The sequence below is a fragment of the Oceanisphaera avium genome (assembly GCF_002157875.1).
GTDB classification, from domain to species: domain Bacteria; phylum Pseudomonadota; class Gammaproteobacteria; order Enterobacterales; family Aeromonadaceae; genus Oceanimonas; species Oceanimonas avium.
On sequence record NZ_CP021376.1, the window covers coordinates 1,081,849 to 1,105,962 of the forward strand.

A 24,114-nucleotide genomic window follows, 5' to 3' on the forward strand; every position below is an offset into this window, starting at 1 on the left:
GAAGTGTCCTTTAACAGGGAGAATGATAGGGAATACGTTTTAAAAATAAACGCACTGCTTGCCAATAAATGCCGCGTATTATGGTTAGCGTCATCCAGGGCCAATGTAGCCAAGCCGCCTTTAGCACGCTGCGCTCAAACACATGGCGCCGCAGGCTTAAGGTGGCATCAAAGACTAAATCAGGGTCACGATTTTCTATGTGCACCAGCACCTTAGATTTATCTATTTGTGGCGGGCTTATACGCCAGTGATACTGCATGGCCATGTCCATAAAAGGCGACACATGAAAGTCTTTATCGGTCGGTTCAAGAGTGTGTAGGTCCACTAAATAGCAGTGGCGCTGATTCCAAGGGGTGTTATGTACCTCCATCAGCGCATAGCGCGCCTGCTGGCCTTGATAACAAAAAAAGACATTCAATGGGCTAAAGTAAAGCCCAAAGCAGCGCACCTGACCCAACATCACCACCCGATCAAGCTCGCTTATCCTGCCACCTAAGTGAGCCACTTCATTTAACACTGCCGTTTTTAAGGGCGTGGCGGGATCACCTAAATAATCTCGGCGACGAAAACTTAACGCAGCAAAGCGCTCTAGAGCAAATAACCGACTGCGCCGAGCCAGCTCTGCTAATTCATCTAAGTCCAGCGCCAGCATATATAAGCCATAGCTAAAGTTATGAGCTTTAGGCAGAAAACGCCGGTGGCGTACCGAGCCTTGGTAGATGGCGCTCTGTAGCAGTTGAGGTTGGATATTGAAGTCGGGATTTGTGTTCATAAGCCAATACCAAAACGGGCACAGACATCGAGGGCACTATTAACACCATCTTCATGAAAACCGTTATACCAGTAGGCGCCACAAAAGTGGGTATGCTGTAGGCCACATATCTCAAAGCGGCGTGACTGAGCAGCAATGGCGCCGGAGTTATAAACCGGATGAGCATAATTAAAGCGGCGTAATATTTTTTCAGGCGCTATGGCATCGCCCCGATTTAGCGTGACACACACCGTTTGCTCAGACTCGAATCCTTGCAAAATATTCATGTTATAAGTAACCGCTGGCAAGGCCTCTTCATAGCCATCAAGCCAATAATTCCAACTCGCCCAAGCCCGAGGCTCTTTGGGCAATAAAGCGGTATCGGTATGTAACATAACTTCGTTATCTCGATACTCAAGGCCACTTAAGATTGCTTGCTCTTTAGCCGTCGCATCACTAAGTAAGCGCAGCGCTTGGTCGGAATGACAGGCCAGCACCACTTCATCGAAGGCTTCACTGCCCGCCGCCGTAGTAATGGTTACGCCATCTTCATGTCGACGAATACTTTGTACCGGTGTTGAAAGGCGAATATCGGATAAAGGAGCAGTCAGTGCCGGAATATAGCTGCGCGAGCCGCCCTGTACTACGTACCACTGTGGACGGTCAATCAGGTTAAGCAGGCCATGATGGTTAAAAAAACGTAAGAAGAACGCTAGGGGAAAGGCGCGACTACCAGCCAAAGAAGATGACCAAATCGCCGCTACCATGGGCAAAATATAATGGCCGGTAAAAAAGTCTGAAAAGCCATATTGGGTTAAAAAGTCGCCTAAGGTATCACTTTGATTAAGCGTGCCTTCTTTAAGTACCTTTTTACACAATAAGTTAAAGCGCACTATCTCAGCTAAAAAACCGTAAAATTTTAAGCTAACGAGGTTACTGCGCTGAGCAAACATAGAGCCTAGAGTATGACCGTTATACTCGAGTCCTGTTTGAGCTTGCTGCACACTAAAGCTCATTTCAGTGGCCTTGGCTTTGACGCCAATGCGCGCTAATAACCGTTCAAAGTTGGGATAAGTGCGATCGTTAAAGACAATAAAACCCGTATCTACCGCCAGCGTCTTGCCGTTAACTTGCACATCAACCGTGGCGGTATGGCCGCCCAAATAATCATTGGCTTCAAATAGCGTGACGCTATGTTGTTCACTTAACAGCCAAGCCGTGGTGAGACCCGAGATCCCACTACCCACAATGGCTATTTTTTTAGCCGCCGCTTTTTTGTCGGCCAACTTGTTATGACCATCACTCATGACTCTGTCCTTACCATACGCTGAGCTAGCCGACGCCACAGGCCCTGGGGTAACCAAGATAAAAGGCGTAACACTGTGATCAAGCCAAAGGGAAAACTAATTTCTGACTGCCCCTTAGCGAGGCCACGGCGAATAGCACGGCTGGCATAATCGGTGTTCACTTGACCTGGCATAGCAAAGTCATTTTTTTGTGTAAGCGGCGTATCAACAAATCCAGGACGGATCAGACTAACGGCTATATTATGTGGCGCTAAATCGATAGCCAGTGTGCGCACTAAATAATCTAAACCCGCTTTAGAGGCGCCGTAGGCTTCGGAGCGCGTGAGCGGTAAAAAACTCACCGAAGAGCTGACTACGGCTAAGCGCCCACCTGATTTTATATGCGGGATAAGTGCCGCCACGCAGTTGGCGGTGCCAATTAAATTGACGTTAATAACGCGAGCAAACCGCGCAGCATCAAAATTAAGTACATCTTCTATATATTCGCAGTTGCCGGCATTGAGTATCACCAAATCACAGGGCGCTAACTGGGCCACCGCCTGTTTTATCTCGTCGGCATCTTGCATATCAAACACACAGGCCTCAACGCTTATCCCTGAGAGCGCGAGCTGTAATTTTTCATGATCTCGCCCACAAGCCACCACTTGCCAGCCCTCGGCGGCATAGTCTTTGGCAAGCTGTAAGCCCATGCCAGAGCTGGCACCAGTAATTAAGACGCGCTTCATTGGCTAAGCCTCCGCTTTAGGGATTTTACTAAGGCGCCCATCACCGGAATATGCTCATAGAGCATGGCGCCTAAGTCGAAGTAATCGCGATGAAAATCGACTTGTTCACTAAAGTGCAAGTGGCTGACACCGGGCACACTAATCTCTTCTCCCCCATTGAGCTTGGGATGAGAAAAACGCATCTGCCAGCGCACAAACGCCTCTCCTTCTTGTTCTATAATCTGTGCTATCTCAAATTGACAGTGGCGAACATGGCTAAATAAGTGTTCAAAATAACGCTGTAAATTCGTTAATCCCGCCAGCTGATGACTGGGGTCTTCAAACACAATATGAGGCGCATAAATGGCTTGCAGCCCGCTTAAGTTAGTGGCCGACAAAACTTGATATTCCCGACAAAACACCGCGAGAGCTGGGCTCATATCACCTCCTGATCGAGTTCTTTAAGCATGGCTTGGGCTTGCTGTTGTGCACTTAACTCATGGGGCGATAAATGCTCACGGCTGTTATCTTTTAGGGCATCAAACATGGCGATGGCATGTAGACGAGCGCGTTTATGATCCACAATCGGTGCTGGATACTGATGAGCGGGTTGATGTTGGTTTAGCCAATCATGAGGACTATGAATATATTTAGTGGGCACGTCGGCAAGCTCAGGCAGCCATTGGCGAATAAACTCACCCTTTCCATCAAAGCGCTCACCTTGGGTGGTGGGATTAAAAACTCGAAAATAAGGAGCCGCATCCGCACCGGTACCGGCCGCCCACTGCCATCCCCCATTATTAGCTGCCAGCTCGCCATCAATTAAGCACGACATAAAATAGTCTTCGCCTTGACGCCAGCTTAAATGCAGATCTTTAGTAAGAAAACTCGCCACTATCATGCGCAAACGGTTATGCATCCAACCAGTAGCATTAAGGCAGCGCATCGCCGCGTCCACAATAGGATAGCCAGTTTGGCCTTGGCACCACGCTTGAAAAGCGCCGCTATCTTGGCTCCATTGCAAGCCTTCAGTGTCGGGCTTAAAAGCACGATTCATTGATAATTGCGGAAAAGCGACCATTAGATGACGATAAAACTCTCGCCAAATCAGCTCGTTTAACCACGCAAATCCTTGCTCCCCACGACTCATAGGTAAAAAACCCAGTTGCTGCTCAATAGCGGCTAAGCATTGATTAGGTGAAAGAACGCCCAGCGCTAAATAGGGCGATAAACCACTGGTGCCTGCCACCGCTGGGTAGTCTCGCGCATGACCGTAGTCATATAAGTGCGACTCACAAAATTGTGCTAAGCGTTGGGCTGCGGCTCGCTCGCCACAAGGCCAATGGTTACTACTGACTCGCTCACCTTTTAGCTCAATATCTCTAGGAGTTAGCGGCTTAGCTTGCGCATTAGGAGGCGGTAATAAGCGAAAACCTGAGGCGCGTAATTGAGCCAACCAAGTTTTTGAAAAGGGCGTAAATACCTTATACATATCGCCGCTTTGGGTAGTCAGACTGCCAGGGTTAAAAACGCAGTCTCCATTAAATACGTGTATCGACGGGGTGTTTTTTAAATGCGCTTGTACCGCTTTATCGCGACGGCGTTCATCAATCGCAATCTCACGATTAGCATAAAGGGCATCGTGTGGATGTTTAGCCAGCCAAGCGGCTAAGCACTGAGGCACGTCACTAAATCGCGCTACCTCTAAGAGCGTCAAATCAATTCCTAATTGGCTTAGCTCTGCACTGAGTGCCTGTAAATGGCGACTTAAAAAATCCCTTTGTATGGCACTTCGCCCATGGCTTTGCCACTGCTCTAGGCAGTCAATATAAATAGCACTGACGGTGGCGCCGTTTACACAAGCTTCGAAAAGTGCTGGGTTATCAGCTACTCGCAAGTCGGATCTAAACCATACTAAATGACGCATCATGTTCCCTCTTAAGATCACTCACGCCCACCGAAAACGGTCGGTTGAGCCAGCCTTGCTGCAGATAAATAGTGCCAAGCTCACCCACATAAAAAGTATTACTAGGCAACAGCGCATCTGCTTCCAAAAACCAGCGCTCATTTAGACCCGCACCCAACACCACCACTAGCCCATCAAACTTCAAACGCCCTGCAGCAAGGGGCAAGGTGTGTGGATCAAGTAGGCCCAAATTAAAACTACGACATTCCATGCCCTGTAATTCAAACTGAGTAAACAGGGCATGTTGTTTATGCACCTGCCCCACTCTAGCGACCGCAATAATGGGGCCGCTTTTAATGGTTAATAGTTGCTGGATTAAGCGCATTAATAGAGCACGAGCACTTTGCTCAATTAATTGACCATCGGGTCTGTGCAATTGCGCTAGTGCTAATAACCAGGGCTCAAGCACTTTGCGCAGCACTAACTCTGCTGGATACAAGCTGGCTAATTCTAAAATTTCTGCTTCTAAGCGGCTTAAGTTTAAGCCAAGCGCTGAGTCCATTAATTGGCTTTGAGCTTGTTGCCAATTTGAACCACTCACCTGTGGGCTAGGCGTATTAAGCAGGCTTTTGACTTGCCCAATACTGACCCCTTGTTCTAGCCAATGCAGAATATGGCGGATCAGGTTGATGTCCGCTTCGCTATACAGGCGATGGCCTTTTTCGGTGCGTGCCGGTTTCAATAAACCATAGCGACGCTGCCAAGCCCGCAAGGTCACCGGATTAATGCCGGTTAAGCGCGACACGTCGCGAATAGGATAAAGTGGGGTTGAATCGCCGCTGATGGGGGCGGTTAGTTGAGTGTCAGATGCCATAGCGCAATCGCAATGCCTCCGGATGAGGATTTAAATAAACTTGCTGCTGCAAATAGTCATTAGGAAATTCGTTAAGGTAATGTCTAAATAGGGTAATAGGCGCAAATAACGGCAAAATACCTTGATGGTATTGGCTAATTGTTTCTGTTAACTCTTGGCGCTGGCTGGCATTAAGGACGCGCTTAAAATAGCCTTGTAAATGTTGTAATACATTGGTGTGATTATTACGCGTCACCGGTTTACTTAACGCTTGCATTAACTCAGCAATATAGGCATCGGCAATCACAGGAACATCACGGGAGAGATCAGATAATAGTTTGCCTAATTGCTGGTAACTTTCTCGATGATGCGCCATTAATAAGTATTTATAGCGACTATGAAACTCAATTAGGCCTGCTGCGCTCATTCCTTCATGGCACAAGCACTGCCAGTCGTGAAGTGCAAATACACGGGTGACAAAATTTTCCCGTAAATGCACATCATTTAAGCGCCCATCTTCTTCTAGGGGTAACAATGGCTGGGCTTGCATTAGCTGCTCGGCATAAATACCAATCCCATCTTTAGTATTACCATTGCCCGCTTCGTTATAGACTCGCACCCGTTCCATACCGCAACTGGGTGATTTAGCACATAGCACATAGCCACTTAAGCCGCCAAATTGAGCCGCCATGGTCTTACCATAATCAGCCAGTGCTTGAGTCACATCTTGGCCTTTCGCAGTTTGAGCAATCACCTGCTCGCCCTTATGAATAAGACGAATACTAGGACGAGGCGTCCCTAAGCCAATGGCCATTTCCGGACAAAAAGGGACAAATTGCACATGATTAGCTAACTGCTCGGTGCAAAAATCCGAGCGCTTATGTCCGCCATCAAAGCGCACCTGTTGGCCAATTAAGCAGCCGCTAATGCCAACACGAATTACCTTAGGATCAAACTTGTACATAGTTCACCTTGTTGTACAACTATTCATATAAGATAGTCGTTGTTGTACAAGAAGATCAAGCTTGTATAAGAAAAATTTCAGTCAGTGATAAAAACAGTGAAAAATTAAGTCATTTTTAAATTAATAACGCATACCACGTCGGTCGCTATCAGCGCCTTAGTAAAGAGAGAGGAAGTGAGGAGGGACAAGTACAGAGGTGGAAAAGTATTAAAACAGCTCGCTAGCCGCTAGCGAGCCTAAAACAGGCGAACATTAATAGGATTAATCCAGCTTATGGCGGGCAATTTCTATTTCATCACTGTATTGGCGTAATAATTCAGCCTTACTTTTCATCATGATTTCGCCACCCTTGCCCACGGCCATGTGCTCAGGATTGTCGACGTGTAGGGCTTGCCACATTAATACGGCTTGCAAACTGCTTTCTTTTTGCTCGCTACTCAGCACACTACCATCGGGCCACTTACCAATCTCAACCGCGGTTTTAAGACGTTGGTAAACATCTTCGGGCATTCGAGAAATCACCTCTTGAAATGAGGACATGCATTACCTCCTATCGTCTGATAAATCATCATAAAAATGAAAGCCAATTTTCTATAGCAATAAAAAAGGGCAGCCGAAGCCACCCTTATTTGCCCTCGGTATGCTAACCGAGATTAATATCGTAATTACTGAGGTAAGTCCATTAATACGATACCGGCCATTTTTTGCATCACACGTACTACTTGGCAGCTATAACCGAATTCGTTGTCATACCAGACATAGAGTACAGCACGATCGTCTTCAGCAATAGTCGCTAACGAGTCAACGATGCCCGCAAAACGAGAGCCGACCATGTCAGTAGAAACCAATTCGCTGCTGGTGCTAAAGTCAATTTGCTGATGCAGTGGAGAGTCTAAAGACACTTCTAATAAATAGTCATTTAGCTCTTGGGCATTGGTTGGCTTGTCGAGATTTAGGTTTATCACCGCCATAGATACGTTAGGTGTAGGTACGCGGATCGCATTACCGGTTAATTTACCTTTAAGCTCTGGCAGCGCTTTAGCCACGGCAGACGCCGCACCTGTGCTGGTGAGAACCATGTTCAATGCCGCGCTACGGCCACGACGATCACCTTTATGGAAGTTATCAATCAGGTTTTGGTCGTTAGTATAAGAATGCACGGTTTCCACATGACCATTCTTAATGCCGTATTTATCACTGACCGCTTTTAATACCGGAGTAATAGCATTAGTGGTACAAGAAGCGGCAGAGACAATGTGATCAGCCTCTTTAATCATGTCGTCGTTAACACCGAACACGATATTTTTAATGTCGCCCTTACCAGGAGCCGTTAATAATACTCGCGCTGCACCTTTGGCTTTTAAGTGCTGACCTAAGCCTTCTTCATCGCGCCAAATACCCGTGTTATCGACGATTAACGCATTGTTAATATCGTATTGGGTATAGTCGATCTCAGCTGGGCTATTAGCATAAATCACTTGGATGTAGGTGCCGTTGGCAATAATGGCATGGTTTTCCAAGTCCACTTCAATGGAGCCATTAAAGGGGCCGTGTACCGAGTCACGACGCAGTAAGCTGGCACGTTTTTCAAGATCATCGGCCGAGCCGCGCACCACAATGGCACGCAAGCGCAAGCCGTGGTTACCACCTGAGCGCTCAATTAATAAACGCGCGACCAAACGCCCAATACGACCAAAACCATATAAGACGACGTCGGTGGCATGGTTGGCGTGATCGTGATCCAGAGCGGGCGCCAATTCTTTTTCTAAGAAAGGCACCAATGCTGTGTCATCGTTATGATTTTGCCAGTAGCGAACGGCAAGCTTTCCTAAGTCGATGCTTGCCGGCGCTAAGTCCAGCTCAGTGAGTGCTTTTAATACAGGGTAGCTTTGGCTAACTTTTAGCTCTTCGCCTTCATGGCGGCTTACCACACGGTGCGCTTTGATAATCTCAATGGTAGAAGCATTGAGCAAGGGGCGCGCATGCACGCTAATTTCTACACCTTGGTCGCGATATAACTTGCCGATCAGGGGCTGCATAGATTCTGCCAACGCTTGGCTTTGCTGCCAAGCAGACAGGTAACTCTCGTGGGTCATTGACCGAGTCCTTTTATCAAGTAACTATCATTAAGATTGATATCAACCGCAAAACGGCTGCATCACGTTATTAAAGTGCGCCCATTTTAGTTGATAGGGGGTATGATTACCAGACTAAGCACCGACGGGTTGATAGGCAGATGAACATTAAAAAAATGATATTGCTGTTGGCGAGTCCATTATTGTTAGCCGCTTGTGACAGAGACCGCATTCCTAATATTTGTGAAGACACACCCCAATATTGTGTAAACTTACATGAGGACAGTTGGTGTAAGTTTGAGCGCACAGCGTTAATTCGAGCACGTAAAGAAAACGGCATTAATCAAAGTGATGCCAATGCCTATCAATTAATAAATAAATTAACGTCTTATCACGACTGTTTATCCCCCTTATTAGATATTGAATATAAACGACGCAAAGAACGTAAAACCGATAAAGTAGATGCCGTGTATTACGCCCAAGAAGCGTTGCAGGATTTAGCAGTTAAAACTAAAGATTCTGACTATCCTTATCTGCTGCTCTGGCACTGGCAACACGAGGGAAACTATGGCGCTAAGAGCCGTTTCCTCAAGCTTGCAGACCGTCCAGAAATGCAAGAGCCTGAGCTACAAAATGCCCTTGGAGAGCTGCTAATGTTACGGGATCAACCCCGTGCCGAGCGCGCCTTTCATCGGGCCTTAAGTTTGTATAAAAAAGATCAAGAAATAAATACAGATATTATTGCCAATATATTAACGATTTTTATTAACCAGCAAAATTATGAACAAGCGTGGATTTGGACTCGTGTATTAAGCAAATTAGATTATAAAGAAAATATTGATACTGAACGCATGGATGCGTATGCCAAATTTAATGAAACTGAACGCCAAGAAATGCAAAATAAAGCGAATGATATTGTAAGTAAATTAGCGAAAGGCACCTATCAAGTCCCTTTAAAATAACGCTAATAATAGTGCCTAATAAGTTTTAAAACATTGCGTCACATTTGGACGGGAAGCTTAAAAATACGCCGTAATGCCAACACAATTAACAATGGCATGCTAGTTTGAGCAGCCATTTTGCTTAGGCTGCTCAGAACTGATTGACGCGCGCGGTTATTTTTGTCAGCTTTATCTCATCAATAAGTCCCTAATATAGAGTAGCCAAATGACAATTAAGGTAGGAATTAACGGCTTTGGCCGGATCGGACGGTTAATGTTTCGTGCCGCATGCGAGCGCGACGATATGGAAGTCATCGCCATTAATGACTTACAAGATATAGAGTATATTGCCTATATGTTGAAATACGACTCCACCCATGGTCGATTTAACGGCCAAGTGGACGTAGAAAACGGTCAGCTCTTGGTAAATGGTAAAACAATCCGAGTGAGTGCAGAGCGCGAGCCTGCAAAGTTAAACTGGCAAGGGGTGGATATCGTCGCAGAAGCGACAGGCTTATTTATGACCGACGAAAAAGCTCGCGCGCACATAAGAGCCGGCGCCAAAAAAGTGGTGCTTACCGGTCCTTCTAAAGATGAGACGCCCATGTTTGTGATGGGTGTTAACCAACATCAGTATGCTGGCCAAGACATTGTATCTAATGCCTCTTGCACCACAAATTGCTTAGCACCACTGGCCAAAGTAATTAATGATAACTTTGGTATTGTGGAAGGCTTAATGACCACAGTACACGCCATGACGGCAACTCAAAATACCGTGGATGGCCCTTCTCAAAAAGATTGGCGCGGCGGGCGTGGGGCATCGCAAAATATTATCCCCTCCTCCACCGGTGCTGCTAAAGCCGTAGGAAAAGTGATTCCAGAGCTTAACGGTAAGCTGACCGGCATGTCATTTCGTGTTCCTACTGCTAACGTGTCGGTGGTGGATCTCACGGTGCGTCTAGAAAAAGCCACCACCTATGAGCAAATTTGCGCCACACTACACGCAGCTGCCCACGGGGAGCTACAAGGTATTTTAGGCTACACCGAAGAGGCCGTGGTCTCGAGTGACTTTATCAGCGACCCACATACTTGTGTGTTTGATGCATCCGCTGGCATTACCCTCAATGATAATTTCGTCAAGCTGATTGCTTGGTACGATAATGAAATGGGTTACTCTCATAAGACACTCGACTTAATCGCTCATATTTCAGCTTAAGCCCCCAACTAGCCGTTGTTAAAGCAGCGGCTAGCTCCGTCCAAATTTGTCCGAGCGCTTGCCTAGGCGCTAGTCAGCCTCTCGCGTTATGGGTAAGCTTTGCGCATATTAGCCACTACTATTTACCTTTGAGGCCAAGTTATGAATAAGATACTGCTCGGTACTGCCTTATCTTTAAGCCTGTTAGCAGGCTCGGCAACGGCGGGTTCTAATTTTTCTTATCAACAACCTCGCGTGACCGTAGCTCAAGCACTGCGCATGACCGAAGATCACGATATTCGTCTTACGGGTCATGTCGTTGAGCAAGTAGGCAAAGAAAAATATCTGTTTGATGATGGGACTGGCACTTTATTAGTAGAGATTGATAACGATAAATGGCGCGATATGCGGGCCACATCTCGTACTCGTCTCACTATATGGGGCCAGCTTGATGAAGATGAACGCGGCAATACGCTGCAAGTGGATCATCTTGAGTTAGCTCGCTAGCGTGAGTAGATAATCAAATCAACCTTGCAGTCGATATTGATCTTAATCAAGGCTTACCGTAACGGTTAAGCCTTCACCTCGATATTAGTCAATGAGCATAGTAAAATACTTAATTCGGCCGCACCCTGCGCCCTACTGACTTGATATCAGAGATTATTGTAATGTCCGACTCCTTTAGCCCTACCCCGCCTCTGTTTGTTCCTGAATTATTATCACCCGCTGGTACCTTAAAAAATATGCGCTATGCCTTTGCCTATGGGGCGGACGCCGTGTATGCCGGGCAACCGCGTTATTCGCTGCGAGTACGTAATAATGAGTTTAATCACGAGAATTTAAAAATTGGCATCGATGAAGCTCATGCCCTAGGTAAAAAGTTTTATGTGGTGGTTAATATTCAACCCCATAACGCCAAGCTAAAAACCTTTATCCGCGATATGGAGCCGGTGATCGCCATGGGTCCCGATGCTTTAATTATGTCGGATCCGGGGTTGATTATGTTAGTACGCCAACATTTTCCAACCGTAGCTATTCATCTTTCAGTACAGGCTAATGCGGTAAACTGGGCATCGGTTAAGTTTTGGCAAGAATATGGCATTGAGCGCGTGATTTTATCGCGCGAGTTATCATTGGAAGAAATTGAAGAAATTCGCAGCCAGTGTCCCAAGGTTGAGCTCGAAGTCTTTGTGCACGGCGCCTTATGCATGGCCTATTCGGGTCGCTGCTTACTCTCAGGCTATATGAATAAGCGCGATCCTAATCAGGGAACTTGTACTAATGCTTGCCGCTGGGAATATAAAGTCCATCCCGCAAAAGAAGATGAAACAGGGCAAATTGTTCATCGCCAAGAGCCCATCGCCGTACAAAAAATAGATCCCCGACACCCGCCCGAACCCACCTTAGGCTTAGGTGCGCCTTATGAACACCCAGTATTATTAGAAGAAGGTAATAAACCAGGTGAATATATGGCGGCCTATGAAGACGAGCATGGCACTTATATTATGAACTCTAAAGACTTGCGCGCCGTGCAATATGTGGAGCGCTTAACTCAGATGGGCGTGCACTCGCTAAAAATTGAAGGTCGCACTAAGTCTTTTTATTATGTGGCACGCACCGCCCAAGTTTATCGAAAAGCCATTGACGATGCAGTGGCAGGCAAGCCCTTTGATACCAGCCTAATGCATACACTAGAAAACTTAGCGCATAGAGGCTACACCGAAGGCTTTTTAAAGCGCCATGCCCATGCAGATTATCAAAATTATGAAGCTGGCCATTCGGTGTCTACTCAGCAGCAGTTTGTCGGCGATATTCTTCGCCGAGATGGCGATTGGGTAGAGGTGGAAGTAAAAAATAAATTCAGTGTCGGCGATCAATTAGAGTTGATGACACCCGCAGGTAACATTAACTTTACGCTGTCACAGATTAAAAACCGCAAAAAAGAATTAGTAGCAGTGGCTCCTGGCAGTGGTCATGTGGTGTGGATCCCCTTAGCCAAAGAAGTAGAGACGGCATTTGCTATTTTAGTTAAGCATCTTTAACCAAGGCGCTTATTAATAAAAAAAGCCGAGACAGGTCTCGGCTTTTTGTTTCTCAAAGAGCAGGCTTAGCGCTTATTGAGTTGGCGTATCATTATTGTCTGTAGCCGGTGTTTCTGGTGTCACAGGCTGAGTCTCGCCAGCTTCAGTTGGCTCAGTGGGCGCAACAGGCTCTTTCGCTTCTTTAATTGATAAACGAATGCGGCCTTGACGATCCACTTCTAATACCTTAACCGCTACCGTGTCACCCACACTGAGATGATCAGAGACGTTTTTCACGCGCTCTTCGGTAATTTGTGAGATATGCACTAGGCCATCTTTGCCTGGCAAGATATTCACAAAAGCACCAAAATCCGCTAAACGTACCACTTGCCCTTGATAAATGGTGCCAGGCTCTACTTCCGCCGTTAGTTGCTGAATACGACTAATAGCAAGCTTAGCGGCGTCACCATCCACAGCAGCAATTTTTACGGTACCGTCATCATCTAACTCAATGGTAGTGCCGGTTTCTTCGGTGAGCGCACGAATAGTGGCGCCGCCTTTACCAATAACATCACGAATTTTTTCAGGGTTGATCTTAATAATATGAATGCGCGGAGCAAAATCAGAAATTTCTTCCCGTGGGCTTTGCAGCGCTTCGTCCATCACATTTAGGATATGTAACCGCGCATTACGCGCTTGGGTCAGTGCCGCACCCATGATCTCTTTAGTAATGCCCTCAATCTTAATGTCCATCTGCAGCGCAGTAATACCTTCCGTAGTACCGGCTACTTTAAAGTCCATGTCACCTAAGTGGTCTTCATCACCTAAAATATCAGACAAGACCACGAAGTTTTCATCTTCTTTAACTAGACCCATGGCAATACCCGCCACCGAGGCTTTAATAGGCACGCCGGCATCCATTAGTGCTAATGAAGTACCACACACGGAAGCCATAGAGGAAGAGCCATTTGATTCGGTGATTTCCGACACCACACGTACTGTGTAGGGGAAAACATCGACACTGGGCATCACAGCAGCTACACCGCGCTTCGCTAACCGACCATGACCAATTTCACGGCGTTTAGGACTACCCACCATGCCGGTCTCACCCACACAATAAGGAGGGAAGTTATAGTGCAGCATAAAATTATCAGTGCGGGTGCCAGTTAACTCATCAATTAATTGCGCATCGCGCTGAGTACCGAGAGTGGCCACCACTAGGGCTTGAGTTTCACCACGGGTAAACAATGCCGAGCCGTGAGTGCGCGGTAATAAACCAGTCGCCACATCCAGTGCCCGTATCATATCGGGTTCACGACCATCGATACGGGGTTCGCCACGGACTACTCGCCCGCGTACAATGTGCTTCTCAAGTGCAGAGAATTGCTCTACCACTTCTTTGCTATCTTGCTCAGGATGACTGGTGGCAATCGCATTAAGTACCTTAGTTTTAATAGCACTCAGTGCATCACGACGCGCCGTTTTATCAGTGATGCGATACGCTTGCCCTACTTCATCGCTTGCCAACTCTGCAACTTGAGCTTTTAAGCTCAGGTTTTCAGCTTTTGGCTGCCAATTCCAAGAAGGAGTAGCTACTTGGGCGGCAAATTCTTTAATAGCCGTAATGGCGCTATTTAATTGCTCATGACCATATACAACGGCACCCAGCATGACTTCTTCTGGCAAAATATTGGCTTCAGACTCCACCATCAGCACGGCATTAGCCGTACCAGCGACCACTAGGTCAAGATCACTGTTACTTAGCTCAGTGGCGGTGGGGTTTAATACATATTCACCATTAATATAACCCACGCGCGCGGCACCAATCGGACCGGCAAAAGGCATGCCCGAAATAGCCAGCGCCGCAGAAGTACCCAAAAGTGCAATAATATCAGGAGAAATTTCCGGATTTACCGAGACCACGGTGGCAATAACTTGTACTTCGTTTTTAAAACCATCAGGAAATAAAGGACGAATAGGACGGTCAATTAAACGTGAAGTTAGCGTTTCACCTTCTGATGGACGGCCTTCGCGCTTAAAAAAGCTGCCTGGGATACGACCGGCCGCATAAGTACGTTCTTGATAGTTAACCGTTAATGGGAAAAAGTCTTTGCTTTCATCGGCTTCTCGTTTGCCCACTACCGTTACTAATACGGCTGTGTCATCAATGCTGGCCATTACAGCGCCACTGGCTTGACGGGCAATAACGCCGGTTTCTAGCGTGACGGTATGTTGACCATACTGAAAGGTTTTTACGATAGGATTCACGTTTTAGATTCCTTAATATATGTTTTTGGTCTTTTAATTATCGCCACAGTATACGTGATTATCGGCTAAAACACAGCGAATGCGGCTAAGCAGCTGAGGATGTCTTGATTTCGTAAAGCCTGCGCCAGAGCGGGGAAGAGAACCCACAGGAGTGGCGATAAATTTTATAAAAATCAGCCAACAAAAAAGGGGCCTAAGCCCCTTTTTCTTAAACTGAGTGTGCGATTAACGACGCAGACCCAATTTAGCGATCAGTGCACTGTAGCGCGCTACGTCTTTACGCTTGAGGTAGTCCAGCAAGTTACGACGCTGAGAAACCATACGCAACAGACCACGACGGCTGTGGTGATCGTGAATGTGCTGTTTAAAGTGACCTTGCAGATGGTTAATCTGAGCACTTAATAATGCGATCTGAACTTCAGGAGAACCGGTGTCGCCTTCGGCGCGAGCGTGTTCGGCAACGATTTGTGCTTTAGTTTCTGCATTTAGTGACATCTTGTATACTCCAAAGAGATGAATGTTTTTCCAGCCGATCACTAATTCAGCTGGAAAGTGAGTGGCGCATTCTACCAGTTAGACGCGTGTTAGCAACCTTAATCTAGGAGGCTTAGCAAAAAATATCTAACACTATAAAACAGAACGAGGGCTAAGTTTACGCTTTACACTTATCCCCTCATTCCTAACAGGGTGAGCAATTATCTCACTAAGCGTTTAGGAGCTACTTTGCCGTCATCATCTATTTCGCCGACGCCAATAAAGGTGCGCGCTTCACCCACTGTCATCCGCACCTGCCCCGAGTGCGGCGCACCTGAAACTTGTACCGCTTGACCTTGATTCACGTAGCCGGCGACCAGCTCCGACATATTCACTTCAGCCAAGGCCGCCACCGCCGTTTCCATGGGTAATAATAAGGGGTCTAATTCTAAGCGCGGCACTATATCTTGCTCACGACACTGGTCAAGTATCGCGTGCAACTGCTCAAGAGTGACCATGCGCTCGGTAGGGTAATCGGCCACGGCTAAACGACGCAACACAGCAACATGAGCGCCACAACCTAAGATTTCGCCTAAGTCATCCACAATAGTGCGAATGTAGGTGCCCTTACTACAGTGAATCTCTAATTCCAGCTCGTCCCCTTCAAAGCGAAGTAATTTAAGCTCGAATACGGTAATAGGACGAGACTCACGAGGGACTTCTATGCCTTCACGCGCATAATGATATAACGGCTTACCTTGGTACTTTAGCGCCGAATACATAGAAGGTATCTGCTGAGTCGTGCCGCGAAAGCGCTCTAATGCAACCAGCAATTGCTCAGAGGTTACAGACACAGGACGGGTGGCTACCACCTCACCATCGGCATCACTGGTATCAGTGCGCAGGCCCAACTTTGCTACCACACGATAACGTTTATCTGCTTCTAACAAAAATTGAGAAAACTTGGTGGCTTCGCCTAAACAAATCGGCAACATACCCGTGGCGAGCGGATCTAGCGCGCCGGTATGCCCCGCTTTTGCGGCGGCATAAATACGTTTAACCTGTTGTAATGCATCATTAGAACTGATGCCTGCGGGCTTATCTAACAGCAAGATACCGTCTACTGCACGGCCACGAAATTGACGCTGACGCCCCATGATTAATCCTTTTGCTCTGCTGCCTGATCGTCGTCTTGCGCCGCTTGATCAGAGCCAAACTCTTGACTACGACGCTCATCTTCAGCAATGGTATTCGATACTAAGCTCGAAATACGCATGCCTTCTACTAGGCTATGATCATAAGCAAATCGCAGCTCGGGTGTAATTCGCAAGCGCATCGCTTTGCCCACTAGACTGCGGATAAAGCCACTGGCATCTTTTAGCACTTTCATACCTTGAGCGACGTTTTCTGGCTCATTATCTAAAAACGTAACAAACACTTTGGCAGAGCTAAGATCTTTAGATAGCTCGACCCCCGATACCGTCACTAAGCGTAACCGCTCGTCTTTAATTTCTCGTTGTAAAATCAGGGCTATTTCTTTTTGTAATTCCTGACCCACTCGACGTGAACGACTAAATTCTCTCGCCATAATAATTCCATCCATTAAAAAAGGAGCCATAAGGCCCCTTTAAATTAGCTAAGTTACCTAAGAGTGAGCTTCATCATTAGGCTTAAAACTCACTCTTGCAACCTACATTAAGTAAGTTGGCAACCTTTACAGGGTGCGCTGTACTTCTACGATTTGGAAGACCTCAATTTGGTCACCGGCACGCACGTCGTTATAGTTCTTCACCGCGATACCACATTCCATGCCATTACGCACTTCTTGCACATCATCTTTAAAGCGGCGCAGAGATTCTAACTCGCCTTCGTAAATAACGACGTTATCACGTAATACCCGAATTGGGTTGCTACGCTTAACGGTGCCCTCAGTCACCATACAACCCGCTACGGCACCAAACTTAGGTGAGCGGAACACATCACGCACTTCAGCCAAACCAATAATTTCTTGTTTGAACTCTGGCGCTAACATGCCGGTCATCGCTTGTTTAACTTCATCAATCAGCTCATAGATAACACTGTAGTAGCGCAGATCTATGTCTTCAGCTTCAATCATCTTACGGGCCGAGGCATCGGCACGAACGTTAAAGCCTAGGATAATAGCGTTAGAAGCCGCAGCTAAGCTGGCATCAGTTTCGGTAATACCACCTACACCTGAACCAATAATCTTCACTTTCACTTCATCGGTAGACAGCTGCTGCAGTGAGTCGGCAATGGCTTGGATAGAACCTTGTACGTCTGCTTTTAGTACGATGTTGACTTCTGCAACTTCACCGTCTTCCATGTTAGCAAACATGTTTTCAAGCTTAGCAGATTGCTGGCGTGCTAATTTCACTTCGCGGAACTTGCCTTGACGATAGAGCGCCACTTCACGGGCTTTCTTTTCATCACGCACCACAGTCGCTTCATCACCCGCTGCGGGCACACCGGACAAGCCTAAGATTTCTACCGGCATTGAAGGACCAGCGCTCTTAATATCGCGGGCTAATTCATCACGCATCGCGCGCACACGGCCATACTCAAGACCACATAACACGATGTCGCCCTGATTAAGCGTGCCTTCTTGTACCAAGATAGTGGCCACAGGACCACGACCTTTATCAAGGCGCGACTCAATAACCACACCAGAGGCCATGCCATCAACTACCGCATTAAGCTCGAGTACTTCAGATTGCAGCAAAATGGCTTCGAGTAGCTCATCAATACCCTCACCGGTTTTAGCCGAGATATAGGCAAAGATGTTTTCCCCACCCCAATCTTCAGACATAACACCATGTTGAGAAAGCTCATTTTTAACACGATCGATATCCGCTTCCGGCTTATCCATCTTGTTCACCGCCACAATCAAGGGCACATTAGCCGCTTTAGCATGCTGGATTGCTTCCACCGTTTGTGGCATTACGCCATCATCGGCAGCCACCACTAACACCACAATATCGGTAGCGCTGGCACCACGAGCACGCATTGAAGTAAAGGCGGCGTGACCTGGGGTATCTAAAAAGGTAATAGAGCCGTTTTCAGTTTCAACATGATAAGCACCAATGTGCTGGGTAATACCCCCGCTTCACCGGAGGCAACTTTAGCGCGGCGAATATAGTCAAGGGTAGAGGTTTTACCATGGTCAACGTGACCCATGATAGTAACCACAGGTGCACGAGTCTGCGACTCAGCATCGGTATCACGATCTGACAGCACCAACTCTTCTAATTCATTTTCGCGACGTAAAATGACTTTGTGGCCCATTTCTTCTGCCACTAGCTGCGCCGTTTCTTGGTCAATCACTTGGTTGATGGTTGCCATCGCACCCATCTTCATCATGACCTTAATAACCGCGACCCCTTTCACCGCCATTTTATTCGCTAACTCAGAAACGGTGATGGTTTCACCGATTTCCACATCGCGATTCACTACTTGGGCCGGCTTTTGGAAGTCGTGCTTCATCGAGTTTGGCATCATCACCTTGGCGCGCTTGCCTTTACGCATACGCTCATTGCGATTTTCGCGCTCGATGCGATCTTCTTTAGACTTACCGCCACTGCGCTTTTTGCCACCCGTGCTACGACGCGCTTTATTTTCTTCAGACTTGTCTGCTTCATCTTCGGCGGCTTTCGCGTGTGCGTTAGTCATCACATGATAATCCGCTTCTTCCGGCTTTTTAGCGGCGGCCGCTTCTTCAGCCCAGCGTTTTTCATTTAGCTCGGCGAGCTTGCGCACTTCTTCCGCTTTTTCTTTTGCGTCTTGCTCAGCTTTGCGCAAGATTTCTTGCTCGCGTTGGGCGGTTAGTTTTTCTGCTTCGCTCTTGGCCATCTTGTCCACCTTTTTCGGCTCTTTGCTTTGGGGTTTTGCTTTCCCCTGCTCTTTGGTGTTCTGAGCTTGCAGCTGAGCCTGGCGGGCTTTATCTTGCGCGTCACGCTTGGCTTTCTCATTCGCTTCGCGCTTAGCCTGTTCTTCGGCTTCTCGCTTAGCTTGCTCTTGGGCTTGCTGTTGAGCTTCTGCGGTTAAGCGCGCTTGCTCTTCTTCTTGCTGGCGCTGTAACTCTTCAGCTGTATCGCGTCGCACATAGGTGCGTTTTTTACGCACCTCAACTTGTACTTCTTTACTCTTGCCACCCACCACCGGCACGTTAAGAGTGCTCATTGTTTTACGTTGCAAGGTCATGCGCTTGGGCTCTTCAGGTGCAGCGCCATGTTGTTTCTTTAAAAAATTAAGCAAGTCTGCTTTTTCGGTTTCCGTAACGGAATCACCGACTGATTTTTCTATGCCGGCTTCACGAAACTGCTGTACAAGACGGTCAACCGATGTGTCTATGTCGCTGGCGAGCTGCGATAATGTAACTTCTGCCATTAATATACCTCCGCTGATCTTATTCTTCGGTTTGGTCACCAAACCAACAGATATTACGGGCCGCCATAATCAGCTCCCCAGCTAGGGTTTCATTAAGATCTTCAATTCCCTCAAGATCATCAATGCCCTGCTCTGCTAGTTGTTCCAAATCCGCAACACCACGGGCCGCAAGCGCGTACGCCAGCTCCCGGGTCATGGAGGGCAATGCGAGCAAATCTTCTGCTGGCTCTACCCCTTCGAATGATTCTTCTTGCGCAAGTGCCCGCGTCGTTAAGGCAGCCTTAGCACGATTACGCAGCTCCTCCACCGTATCTTCATCTAGGCCTTCAACGCTTAATAACTCGCTAACCGGCACGTAGGCAATTTCTTCCAATGAGGAAAAGCCTTCTTCCATCAATAATCCGGCAAAATCATCATCAATATCCAAGTGTTGGATAAATAAGTTAATGATTTTATCGCTTTCTACTTGATGCTTGCTTTGCAAATCTTCAACTGTCATGACGTTTAGCTCCCAGCCTGTCAGCTGAGCGGCTAAGCGTACGTTTTGACCATTGCGACCGATGGCTTGCGCCAAATTACCGGACTCTACGGCGATATCCATGGAATGGGCATCTTCATCGACGATAATGGAGGAGACATCCGCCGGTGCCATGGCATTAATGACAAACTGCGCGGGATTATCGTCCCACAACACAATATCCACGCGCTCACCATTGAGCTCACCGGATACCGCTTGCACGCGAGCACCCCGCATGCCCACACAAGCACCGATTGGGTCTATGCGGCGATCGTTAGTTTTGACGGCTATTTTAGCGCGACTACCTGGATCACGCGCAGCCCCCATTATATCGATCACTTCTTCACCAATCTCTGGCACTTCAATGCGAAATAATTCTTTTAAGAAGTCGGGATTACTGCGGCTAACAAATAGCTGAGCACCGCGAGCTTCTGGACGCACGGCGTATAATAAGCCGCGCACTCGGTCACCACTGCGAAAGGTTTCGCGCGGTAACATGTCTTCACGAAAAATCACCGCTTCCGCGTTATTGCCCAGATCCAAGATCACGTTTTCACGAGTGGCCTTTTTCACCACACCGCTAATAATTTCACCTTCTTGGTCTTTAAATTGCTCAACCACTTGCATGCGCTCGGCTTCACGTACTTTTTGTACGATAACTTGCTTTGCCGTTTGGGTGGTGATGCGGTCAAAGGTGACTGAGTCAATTTCATCTTCGATAAAATCGCCAACCTGTAACTCTGGATCATCTATTTGTGCAGCTTCTAGCGTAATTTCGCCATAAGGGTTAGTTAAAGATTCTTGATCTTCTACCACTTGCCAACGACGAAAGGTTTCAAAGTTACCGCTTTTACGATCAATTTCTACGCGTACTAGAATATCACCGTCATATTTCTTTTTTGTTGCCGTGGCTAACGCCGTTTCTAGGGCTTCAAAAATTTTTTCTCGAGGCAATGCTTTTTCATTAGAAACCGCATCTACCACTAATAGTATTTCTTTATTCATGTCCGACTGCCTCGTTAGTCAAAGTTCGGAACCAGATGTGCTTTTTGGATATTAGCGAAAGCAATCGGGAACTCAGTTCCGTCTACCTCCAGTCTGATCAAGGTATCTTCTACCGCTATAAGTTGTCCGCTCAATTTACGACGATTATTTACCGCCATACGCAACAACAACTCAATCTGCTCGCCAATCAGGGCCTGATAATGTGCAGGTTTGAATAAGGGGCGAGCCATACCCGGAGAAGACACTTCCAGATCATATTCGGTAGTAATAGGGTCTTCCACATCTAACACAGCACTCACTTGACGACTGACTTCTGCACAGTCTGCCACTTGAATGCCGTTTTCATGGTCAATATACAAACGCAAGGTCGAATGCCGCCCGGCGCGGACAAATTCGAGCCCTAGCAATTCAAAGCCCAAAGCCTCTACCGGCTCTGTCAGCATTTCGGTCAATCGTTGTTCCAATGTAGCCAAAGCTACCCCTCCGAAAACAAAAAAAGGGCTCGCAGCCCAGTGAATGTGCGCCTTTAATGGCGCTAAAGTGCAGATAACAAAAAGCCCCGATCTTCAAATCGGGGCTATTCACCTGGACCCTGACTGTTACCTTACGGTAACCATTTATCGCAAAGACTATCTATCTGCAATAAATGTGAGGAATTGGTTGCGGGAGCCGGATTTGAACCGACGACCTTCGGGTTATGAGCCCGACGAGCTACCAAGCTGCTCCATCCCGCGTCCGAAAACATAAAAATTATAGTTAATCTGAGTACTAAACTCAAGCTAACCTAATTGGTGCCGTGAGCGGGAATTGAACCCGCACGCCCATACAGGCACTACCCCCTCAAGATAGCGTGTCTACCAATTCCACCACCACGGCAAAACTTGTATTACTCAGGGACATCGCTGCTATTAACGTTTGCTTCTTCTACGTTAGTCACACCCGGCACGTCACCTGTAGGAGCACTTTCTTGAACTTGGATTTCAGAAAGGTCATCCCATTCACTCCCTTTTTGTGTGTTATTGCTGGATAAATTACCCAAAGCTAAACTCACAATAAAGAAGCCTGCTGCCAGCAATGTCGTCGCTTTAGTTAAAAAGTTACCTGAACCACTGGAGCCAAAAACTGTATTTGAAGCACCTGCGCCGAAAGAAGCACCCATATCGGCACCTTTCCCTTGCTGAATCAGCACTAAGCCAATCAGGGCTAATGCGATTACCAGATACACCACTAAAAGAATTTCGTACATCAGCTATTTACCTTTGCTTGACGTCTGAGCCCCGCATCAGACTGCTGTCGGGAGCGGGGCTAATACTAGCCATAGCTGTTGCGGGATACAAGTGCAATTTTACAAATTAAGTCCGACTGAGCGAAAAGTCAGCAAAAAGAGCAACCCCGCAACGTTTACACTACCGCTTCACCAATATATTGCGCTAAGCGACTTACTTGTTCTAAATCTGCGCCCTCGACCATGACCCGAATTAATGGCTCAGTACCAGATTTTCGTAATAACACCCGCCCTGCCCCCGCTAATTCTTGCTCTGCTTGGCTAACGCGAGCTTGTACCTCAGTATTATTTAGCGGATTAGTACCGGCACTAAAGCGTACATTATGTAAAACCTGCGGAAATAACGGTAATTTTTTCCCAAGCGTATGTAAGTCTTGCTCCGTTTCTACCATGGCACGCAGTATTTGCAAAGAAGCCACGATGCCATCACCGGTGCTGTTATGATCCAAACTGATAATGTGCCCTGAGTTTTCGCCGCCTAACTTCCAGCCACGCTGCTTTAGTTGTTCTAGCACATAGCGGTCACCCACATTCGCGCGCACAAATGGAATAGCTTGCTCAGCCAACGCCAACTCTAATGCCATATTGGTCATCAGCGTCCCCACTACGCCACCACCGAGACTGCCCTTACCATGGGCATAGAGCGCCATGATATAGAGTAACTGATCGCCATCAAGTAAAGCACCGGTGTGATCCACCATGGCTAAGCGATCTCCATCACCATCATAAGCGATACCTAAGTCAGCACCCTGCTCTTTAACTGCTGCCATTAAGGCGTGAGGGGCGGTAGAGCCCACTTGGTCATTAATATTAAGACCGTTAGGCTCACAGCCTATGCGAATTACTTTTGCGCCCAGCTCTTCAAACACTGCCGGCGCAATATGATAGGTAGCGCCATGGGCACAATCGAGCACTATGGTTAAGCCATCAAGATGCATTTCTGAGGGAAAAGTACTTTTACAAAATTCGATATAACGCCCCGCCGCATCGGTAATACGACTGGCTTTACCTAATAACTCAGACGTCACACAGTCCATGGGCTGATCGAGCATAGCTTCAATGGCAAGCTCAACGTCATCGGGCAACTTGGTACCATCATGGGAGAAAAATTTAATGCCATTATCAAAATACGGATTATGGGACGCACTAATCACAATCCCCGCTTCTGCCCTAAAAGTACGCGTTAAATAGGCAATAGCCGGCGTAGGCATAGGCCCTAATAGTGCGGCTTGGATACCCGCCGCTGATAAGCCAGCTTCAAGAGCAGATTCAAGCATATAACCTGAGATACGAGTATCTTTACCAATCAATACTTTGCGTGTCCCTGTTTGCGATAACACCTTACCGGCCGCCCACCCCAACTTCATTACAAATTCGGGAGTAATAGGATATTCCCCTACGTGGCCGCGAATACCATCGGTGCCAAAATATTTTCTGCTCATAT

The 24,114-nt window shown here is 47.2% G+C and carries 21 protein-coding genes, 2 tRNA genes and 1 pseudogene; 4 read left to right on the plus strand and 20 right to left on the minus strand.

Going from position 1 to position 24,114, the window contains the following annotated elements; genetic code table 11:
* Window positions 1-10 precede the first annotated feature (10 nt).
* The 9 genes from CBP12_RS04950 to CBP12_RS04990 form a co-directional block, all read right to left on the minus strand.
* Window positions 11-772 (minus strand): DUF1365 domain-containing protein, encoded by a 762-nt coding sequence (locus CBP12_RS04950; RefSeq protein ID WP_086963453.1) that lies wholly within the window; start codon window positions 770-772, stop codon window positions 11-13.
* Window positions 769-2,058 (minus strand): NAD(P)/FAD-dependent oxidoreductase, encoded by a 1,290-nt coding sequence (locus tag CBP12_RS04955; RefSeq protein WP_086963454.1) that lies wholly within the window; start codon window positions 2,056-2,058, stop codon window positions 769-771. Before CBP12_RS04955 ends, CBP12_RS04950 begins: the two co-directional genes overlap by 4 nt.
* Window positions 2,055-2,783: an SDR family NAD(P)-dependent oxidoreductase gene (locus tag CBP12_RS04960; RefSeq protein ID WP_086963455.1), complete on the minus strand. Its 729-nt coding sequence runs from the start codon at window positions 2,781-2,783 to the stop codon at window positions 2,055-2,057. Before CBP12_RS04960 ends, CBP12_RS04955 begins: the two co-directional genes overlap by 4 nt.
* Window positions 2,780-3,202, minus strand: coding sequence for a nuclear transport factor 2 family protein (locus tag CBP12_RS04965; protein ID WP_086963456.1), 423 nt, complete (start codon window positions 3,200-3,202; stop codon window positions 2,780-2,782). Before CBP12_RS04965 ends, CBP12_RS04960 begins: the two co-directional genes overlap by 4 nt.
* On the minus strand, window positions 3,199-4,689 hold the full coding sequence (gene phrB / locus CBP12_RS04970; RefSeq protein ID WP_086965381.1) for a deoxyribodipyrimidine photo-lyase: 1,491 nt from the start codon (window positions 4,687-4,689) through the stop codon (window positions 3,199-3,201). The genes CBP12_RS04965 and phrB overlap by 4 nt, the downstream gene beginning before the upstream one ends.
* Complete coding sequence (locus CBP12_RS04975; protein WP_086963457.1) at window positions 4,667-5,542, minus strand: MerR family transcriptional regulator; 876 nt, start codon at window positions 5,540-5,542, stop codon at window positions 4,667-4,669. Before CBP12_RS04975 ends, phrB begins: the two co-directional genes overlap by 23 nt.
* On the minus strand, window positions 5,532-6,485 hold the full coding sequence (locus CBP12_RS04980) for a YbgA family protein (RefSeq protein ID WP_086963458.1): 954 nt from the start codon (window positions 6,483-6,485) through the stop codon (window positions 5,532-5,534). The genes CBP12_RS04975 and CBP12_RS04980 overlap by 11 nt, the downstream gene beginning before the upstream one ends.
* A 261-nt stretch (window positions 6,486-6,746) precedes the next feature.
* Window positions 6,747-7,025 (minus strand): YeaC family protein, encoded by a 279-nt coding sequence (locus tag CBP12_RS04985; RefSeq protein WP_086963459.1) that lies wholly within the window; start codon window positions 7,023-7,025, stop codon window positions 6,747-6,749.
* Window positions 7,026-7,150: 125 nt separating this feature from the next.
* Entirely contained in the window at window positions 7,151-8,581 is a 1,431-nt protein-coding gene (locus CBP12_RS04990) for a glyceraldehyde-3-phosphate dehydrogenase (protein ID WP_086963460.1), read from the minus strand.
* A 140-nt stretch (window positions 8,582-8,721) separates the two neighbouring features.
* Between CBP12_RS04990 and CBP12_RS04995 the strand changes: the two genes are divergently transcribed.
* The 4 genes from CBP12_RS04995 (at window position 8,722) to trhP (ending at window position 12,738) form a co-directional block, all read left to right on the plus strand.
* Window positions 8,722-9,522 (plus strand): DUF2989 domain-containing protein, encoded by an 801-nt coding sequence (locus CBP12_RS04995; RefSeq protein ID WP_086963461.1) that lies wholly within the window; start codon window positions 8,722-8,724, stop codon window positions 9,520-9,522.
* Window positions 9,523-9,727: 205 nt separating this feature from the next.
* Entirely contained in the window at window positions 9,728-10,717 is a 990-nt protein-coding gene (gene gap / locus CBP12_RS05000) for a type I glyceraldehyde-3-phosphate dehydrogenase (RefSeq protein WP_086963462.1), read from the plus strand.
* Window positions 10,718-10,858: 141 nt separating this feature from the next.
* Window positions 10,859-11,203, plus strand: a complete 345-nt coding sequence (locus CBP12_RS05005; RefSeq protein WP_086963463.1) for a YgiW/YdeI family stress tolerance OB fold protein — start codon at window positions 10,859-10,861, stop codon at window positions 11,201-11,203.
* A gap of 191 nt (window positions 11,204-11,394) precedes the next feature.
* The gene (gene trhP / locus CBP12_RS05010) at window positions 11,395-12,738 is read left to right on the plus strand and encodes a prephenate-dependent tRNA uridine(34) hydroxylase TrhP (RefSeq protein WP_086965383.1); all 1,344 of its coding nucleotides are present in this window, start codon (window positions 11,395-11,397) and stop codon (window positions 12,736-12,738) included.
* A 72-nt stretch (window positions 12,739-12,810) separates the two neighbouring features.
* On the opposite strand, the gene pnp is transcribed toward trhP, so the two are convergent.
* The 11 genes and pseudogenes from pnp to glmM all read right to left on the minus strand — a co-directional run bounded on the left by pnp (window position 12,811) and on the right by glmM (window position 24,112).
* Window positions 12,811-14,985 carry a polyribonucleotide nucleotidyltransferase gene (pnp, locus tag CBP12_RS05015; RefSeq protein ID WP_086963464.1) on the minus strand — a complete coding sequence of 725 codons (2,175 nt, stop codon included), beginning with the start codon at window positions 14,983-14,985 and terminating at the stop codon, window positions 12,811-12,813.
* A gap of 225 nt (window positions 14,986-15,210) precedes the next feature.
* Window positions 15,211-15,480 (minus strand): 30S ribosomal protein S15, encoded by a 270-nt coding sequence (gene rpsO, locus CBP12_RS05020; protein ID WP_086963465.1) that lies wholly within the window; start codon window positions 15,478-15,480, stop codon window positions 15,211-15,213.
* A 200-nt stretch (window positions 15,481-15,680) separates the two neighbouring features.
* The gene (gene truB, locus CBP12_RS05025) at window positions 15,681-16,616 is read right to left on the minus strand and encodes a tRNA pseudouridine(55) synthase TruB (protein WP_086963466.1); all 936 of its coding nucleotides are present in this window, start codon (window positions 16,614-16,616) and stop codon (window positions 15,681-15,683) included.
* A gap of 2 nt (window positions 16,617-16,618) precedes the next feature.
* A complete protein-coding gene (rbfA, locus tag CBP12_RS05030) occupies window positions 16,619-17,047 on the minus strand; it encodes a 30S ribosome-binding factor RbfA (RefSeq protein WP_086965385.1) in 429 nt (142 codons plus the stop codon).
* A 126-nt stretch (window positions 17,048-17,173) separates the two neighbouring features.
* Window positions 17,174-19,863: pseudogene (infB, locus tag CBP12_RS05035) on the minus strand (translation initiation factor IF-2).
* Window positions 19,864-19,882: 19 nt separating this feature from the next.
* Window positions 19,883-21,385: a transcription termination factor NusA gene (gene nusA, locus CBP12_RS05040; protein ID WP_086963467.1), complete on the minus strand. Its 1,503-nt coding sequence runs from the start codon at window positions 21,383-21,385 to the stop codon at window positions 19,883-19,885.
* Window positions 21,386-21,399: 14 nt separating this feature from the next.
* A complete protein-coding gene (gene rimP, locus CBP12_RS05045) occupies window positions 21,400-21,858 on the minus strand; it encodes a ribosome maturation factor RimP (protein WP_086963468.1) in 459 nt (152 codons plus the stop codon).
* A gap of 184 nt (window positions 21,859-22,042) precedes the next feature.
* Window positions 22,043-22,119 (minus strand) — tRNA-Met (locus CBP12_RS05050).
* Between the two features lie 55 nt (window positions 22,120-22,174).
* Window positions 22,175-22,261, minus strand: a tRNA-Leu gene (locus CBP12_RS05055).
* Window positions 22,262-22,271: 10 nt separating this feature from the next.
* Window positions 22,272-22,631, minus strand: coding sequence for a preprotein translocase subunit SecG (gene secG / locus CBP12_RS05060; protein ID WP_086963469.1), 360 nt, complete (start codon window positions 22,629-22,631; stop codon window positions 22,272-22,274).
* A gap of 155 nt (window positions 22,632-22,786) precedes the next feature.
* On the minus strand, window positions 22,787-24,112 hold the full coding sequence (gene glmM / locus CBP12_RS05065) for a phosphoglucosamine mutase (RefSeq protein ID WP_086963470.1): 1,326 nt from the start codon (window positions 24,110-24,112) through the stop codon (window positions 22,787-22,789).
* Between the last annotated feature and the right edge of the window lie 2 nt (window positions 24,113-24,114).

Bases quoted from the DNA above. Each gene is read 5' to 3' on its own strand.
- CBP12_RS04950 (WP_086963453.1), bottom strand. From the start codon at position 772: ATGAACACAAATCCCGACTTCAATATCCAACCTCAACTGCTACAGAGC.
- CBP12_RS04955 (WP_086963454.1), bottom strand. From the start codon at position 2,058: ATGAGTGATGGTCATAACAAGTTGGCCGACAAAAAAGCGGCGGCTAAA.
- CBP12_RS04960 (WP_086963455.1), bottom strand. From the start codon at position 2,783: ATGAAGCGCGTCTTAATTACTGGTGCCAGCTCTGGCATGGGCTTACAG.
- CBP12_RS04965 (WP_086963456.1), bottom strand. From the start codon at position 3,202: ATGAGCCCAGCTCTCGCGGTGTTTTGTCGGGAATATCAAGTTTTGTCG.
- phrB (WP_086965381.1), bottom strand. From the start codon at position 4,689: ATGCGTCATTTAGTATGGTTTAGATCCGACTTGCGAGTAGCTGATAAC.
- CBP12_RS04975 (WP_086963457.1), bottom strand. From the start codon at position 5,542: ATGGCATCTGACACTCAACTAACCGCCCCCATCAGCGGCGATTCAACC.
- CBP12_RS04980 (WP_086963458.1), bottom strand. From the start codon at position 6,485: ATGTACAAGTTTGATCCTAAGGTAATTCGTGTTGGCATTAGCGGCTGC.
- CBP12_RS04985 (WP_086963459.1), bottom strand. From the start codon at position 7,025: ATGTCCTCATTTCAAGAGGTGATTTCTCGAATGCCCGAAGATGTTTAC.
- CBP12_RS04990 (WP_086963460.1), bottom strand. From the start codon at position 8,581: ATGACCCACGAGAGTTACCTGTCTGCTTGGCAGCAAAGCCAAGCGTTG.
- CBP12_RS04995 (WP_086963461.1), top strand. From the start codon at position 8,722: ATGAACATTAAAAAAATGATATTGCTGTTGGCGAGTCCATTATTGTTA.
- gap (WP_086963462.1), top strand. From the start codon at position 9,728: ATGACAATTAAGGTAGGAATTAACGGCTTTGGCCGGATCGGACGGTTA.
- CBP12_RS05005 (WP_086963463.1), top strand. From the start codon at position 10,859: ATGAATAAGATACTGCTCGGTACTGCCTTATCTTTAAGCCTGTTAGCA.
- rpsO (WP_086963465.1), bottom strand. From the start codon at position 15,480: ATGTCACTAAATGCAGAAACTAAAGCACAAATCGTTGCCGAACACGCT.
- truB (WP_086963466.1), bottom strand. From the start codon at position 16,616: ATGGGGCGTCAGCGTCAATTTCGTGGCCGTGCAGTAGACGGTATCTTG.
- rbfA (WP_086965385.1), bottom strand. From the start codon at position 17,047: ATGGCGAGAGAATTTAGTCGTTCACGTCGAGTGGGTCAGGAATTACAA.
- nusA (WP_086963467.1), bottom strand. From the start codon at position 21,385: ATGAATAAAGAAATACTATTAGTGGTAGATGCGGTTTCTAATGAAAAA.
- secG (WP_086963469.1), bottom strand. From the start codon at position 22,631: ATGTACGAAATTCTTTTAGTGGTGTATCTGGTAATCGCATTAGCCCTG.
- glmM (WP_086963470.1), bottom strand. From the start codon at position 24,112: ATGAGCAGAAAATATTTTGGCACCGATGGTATTCGCGGCCACGTAGGG.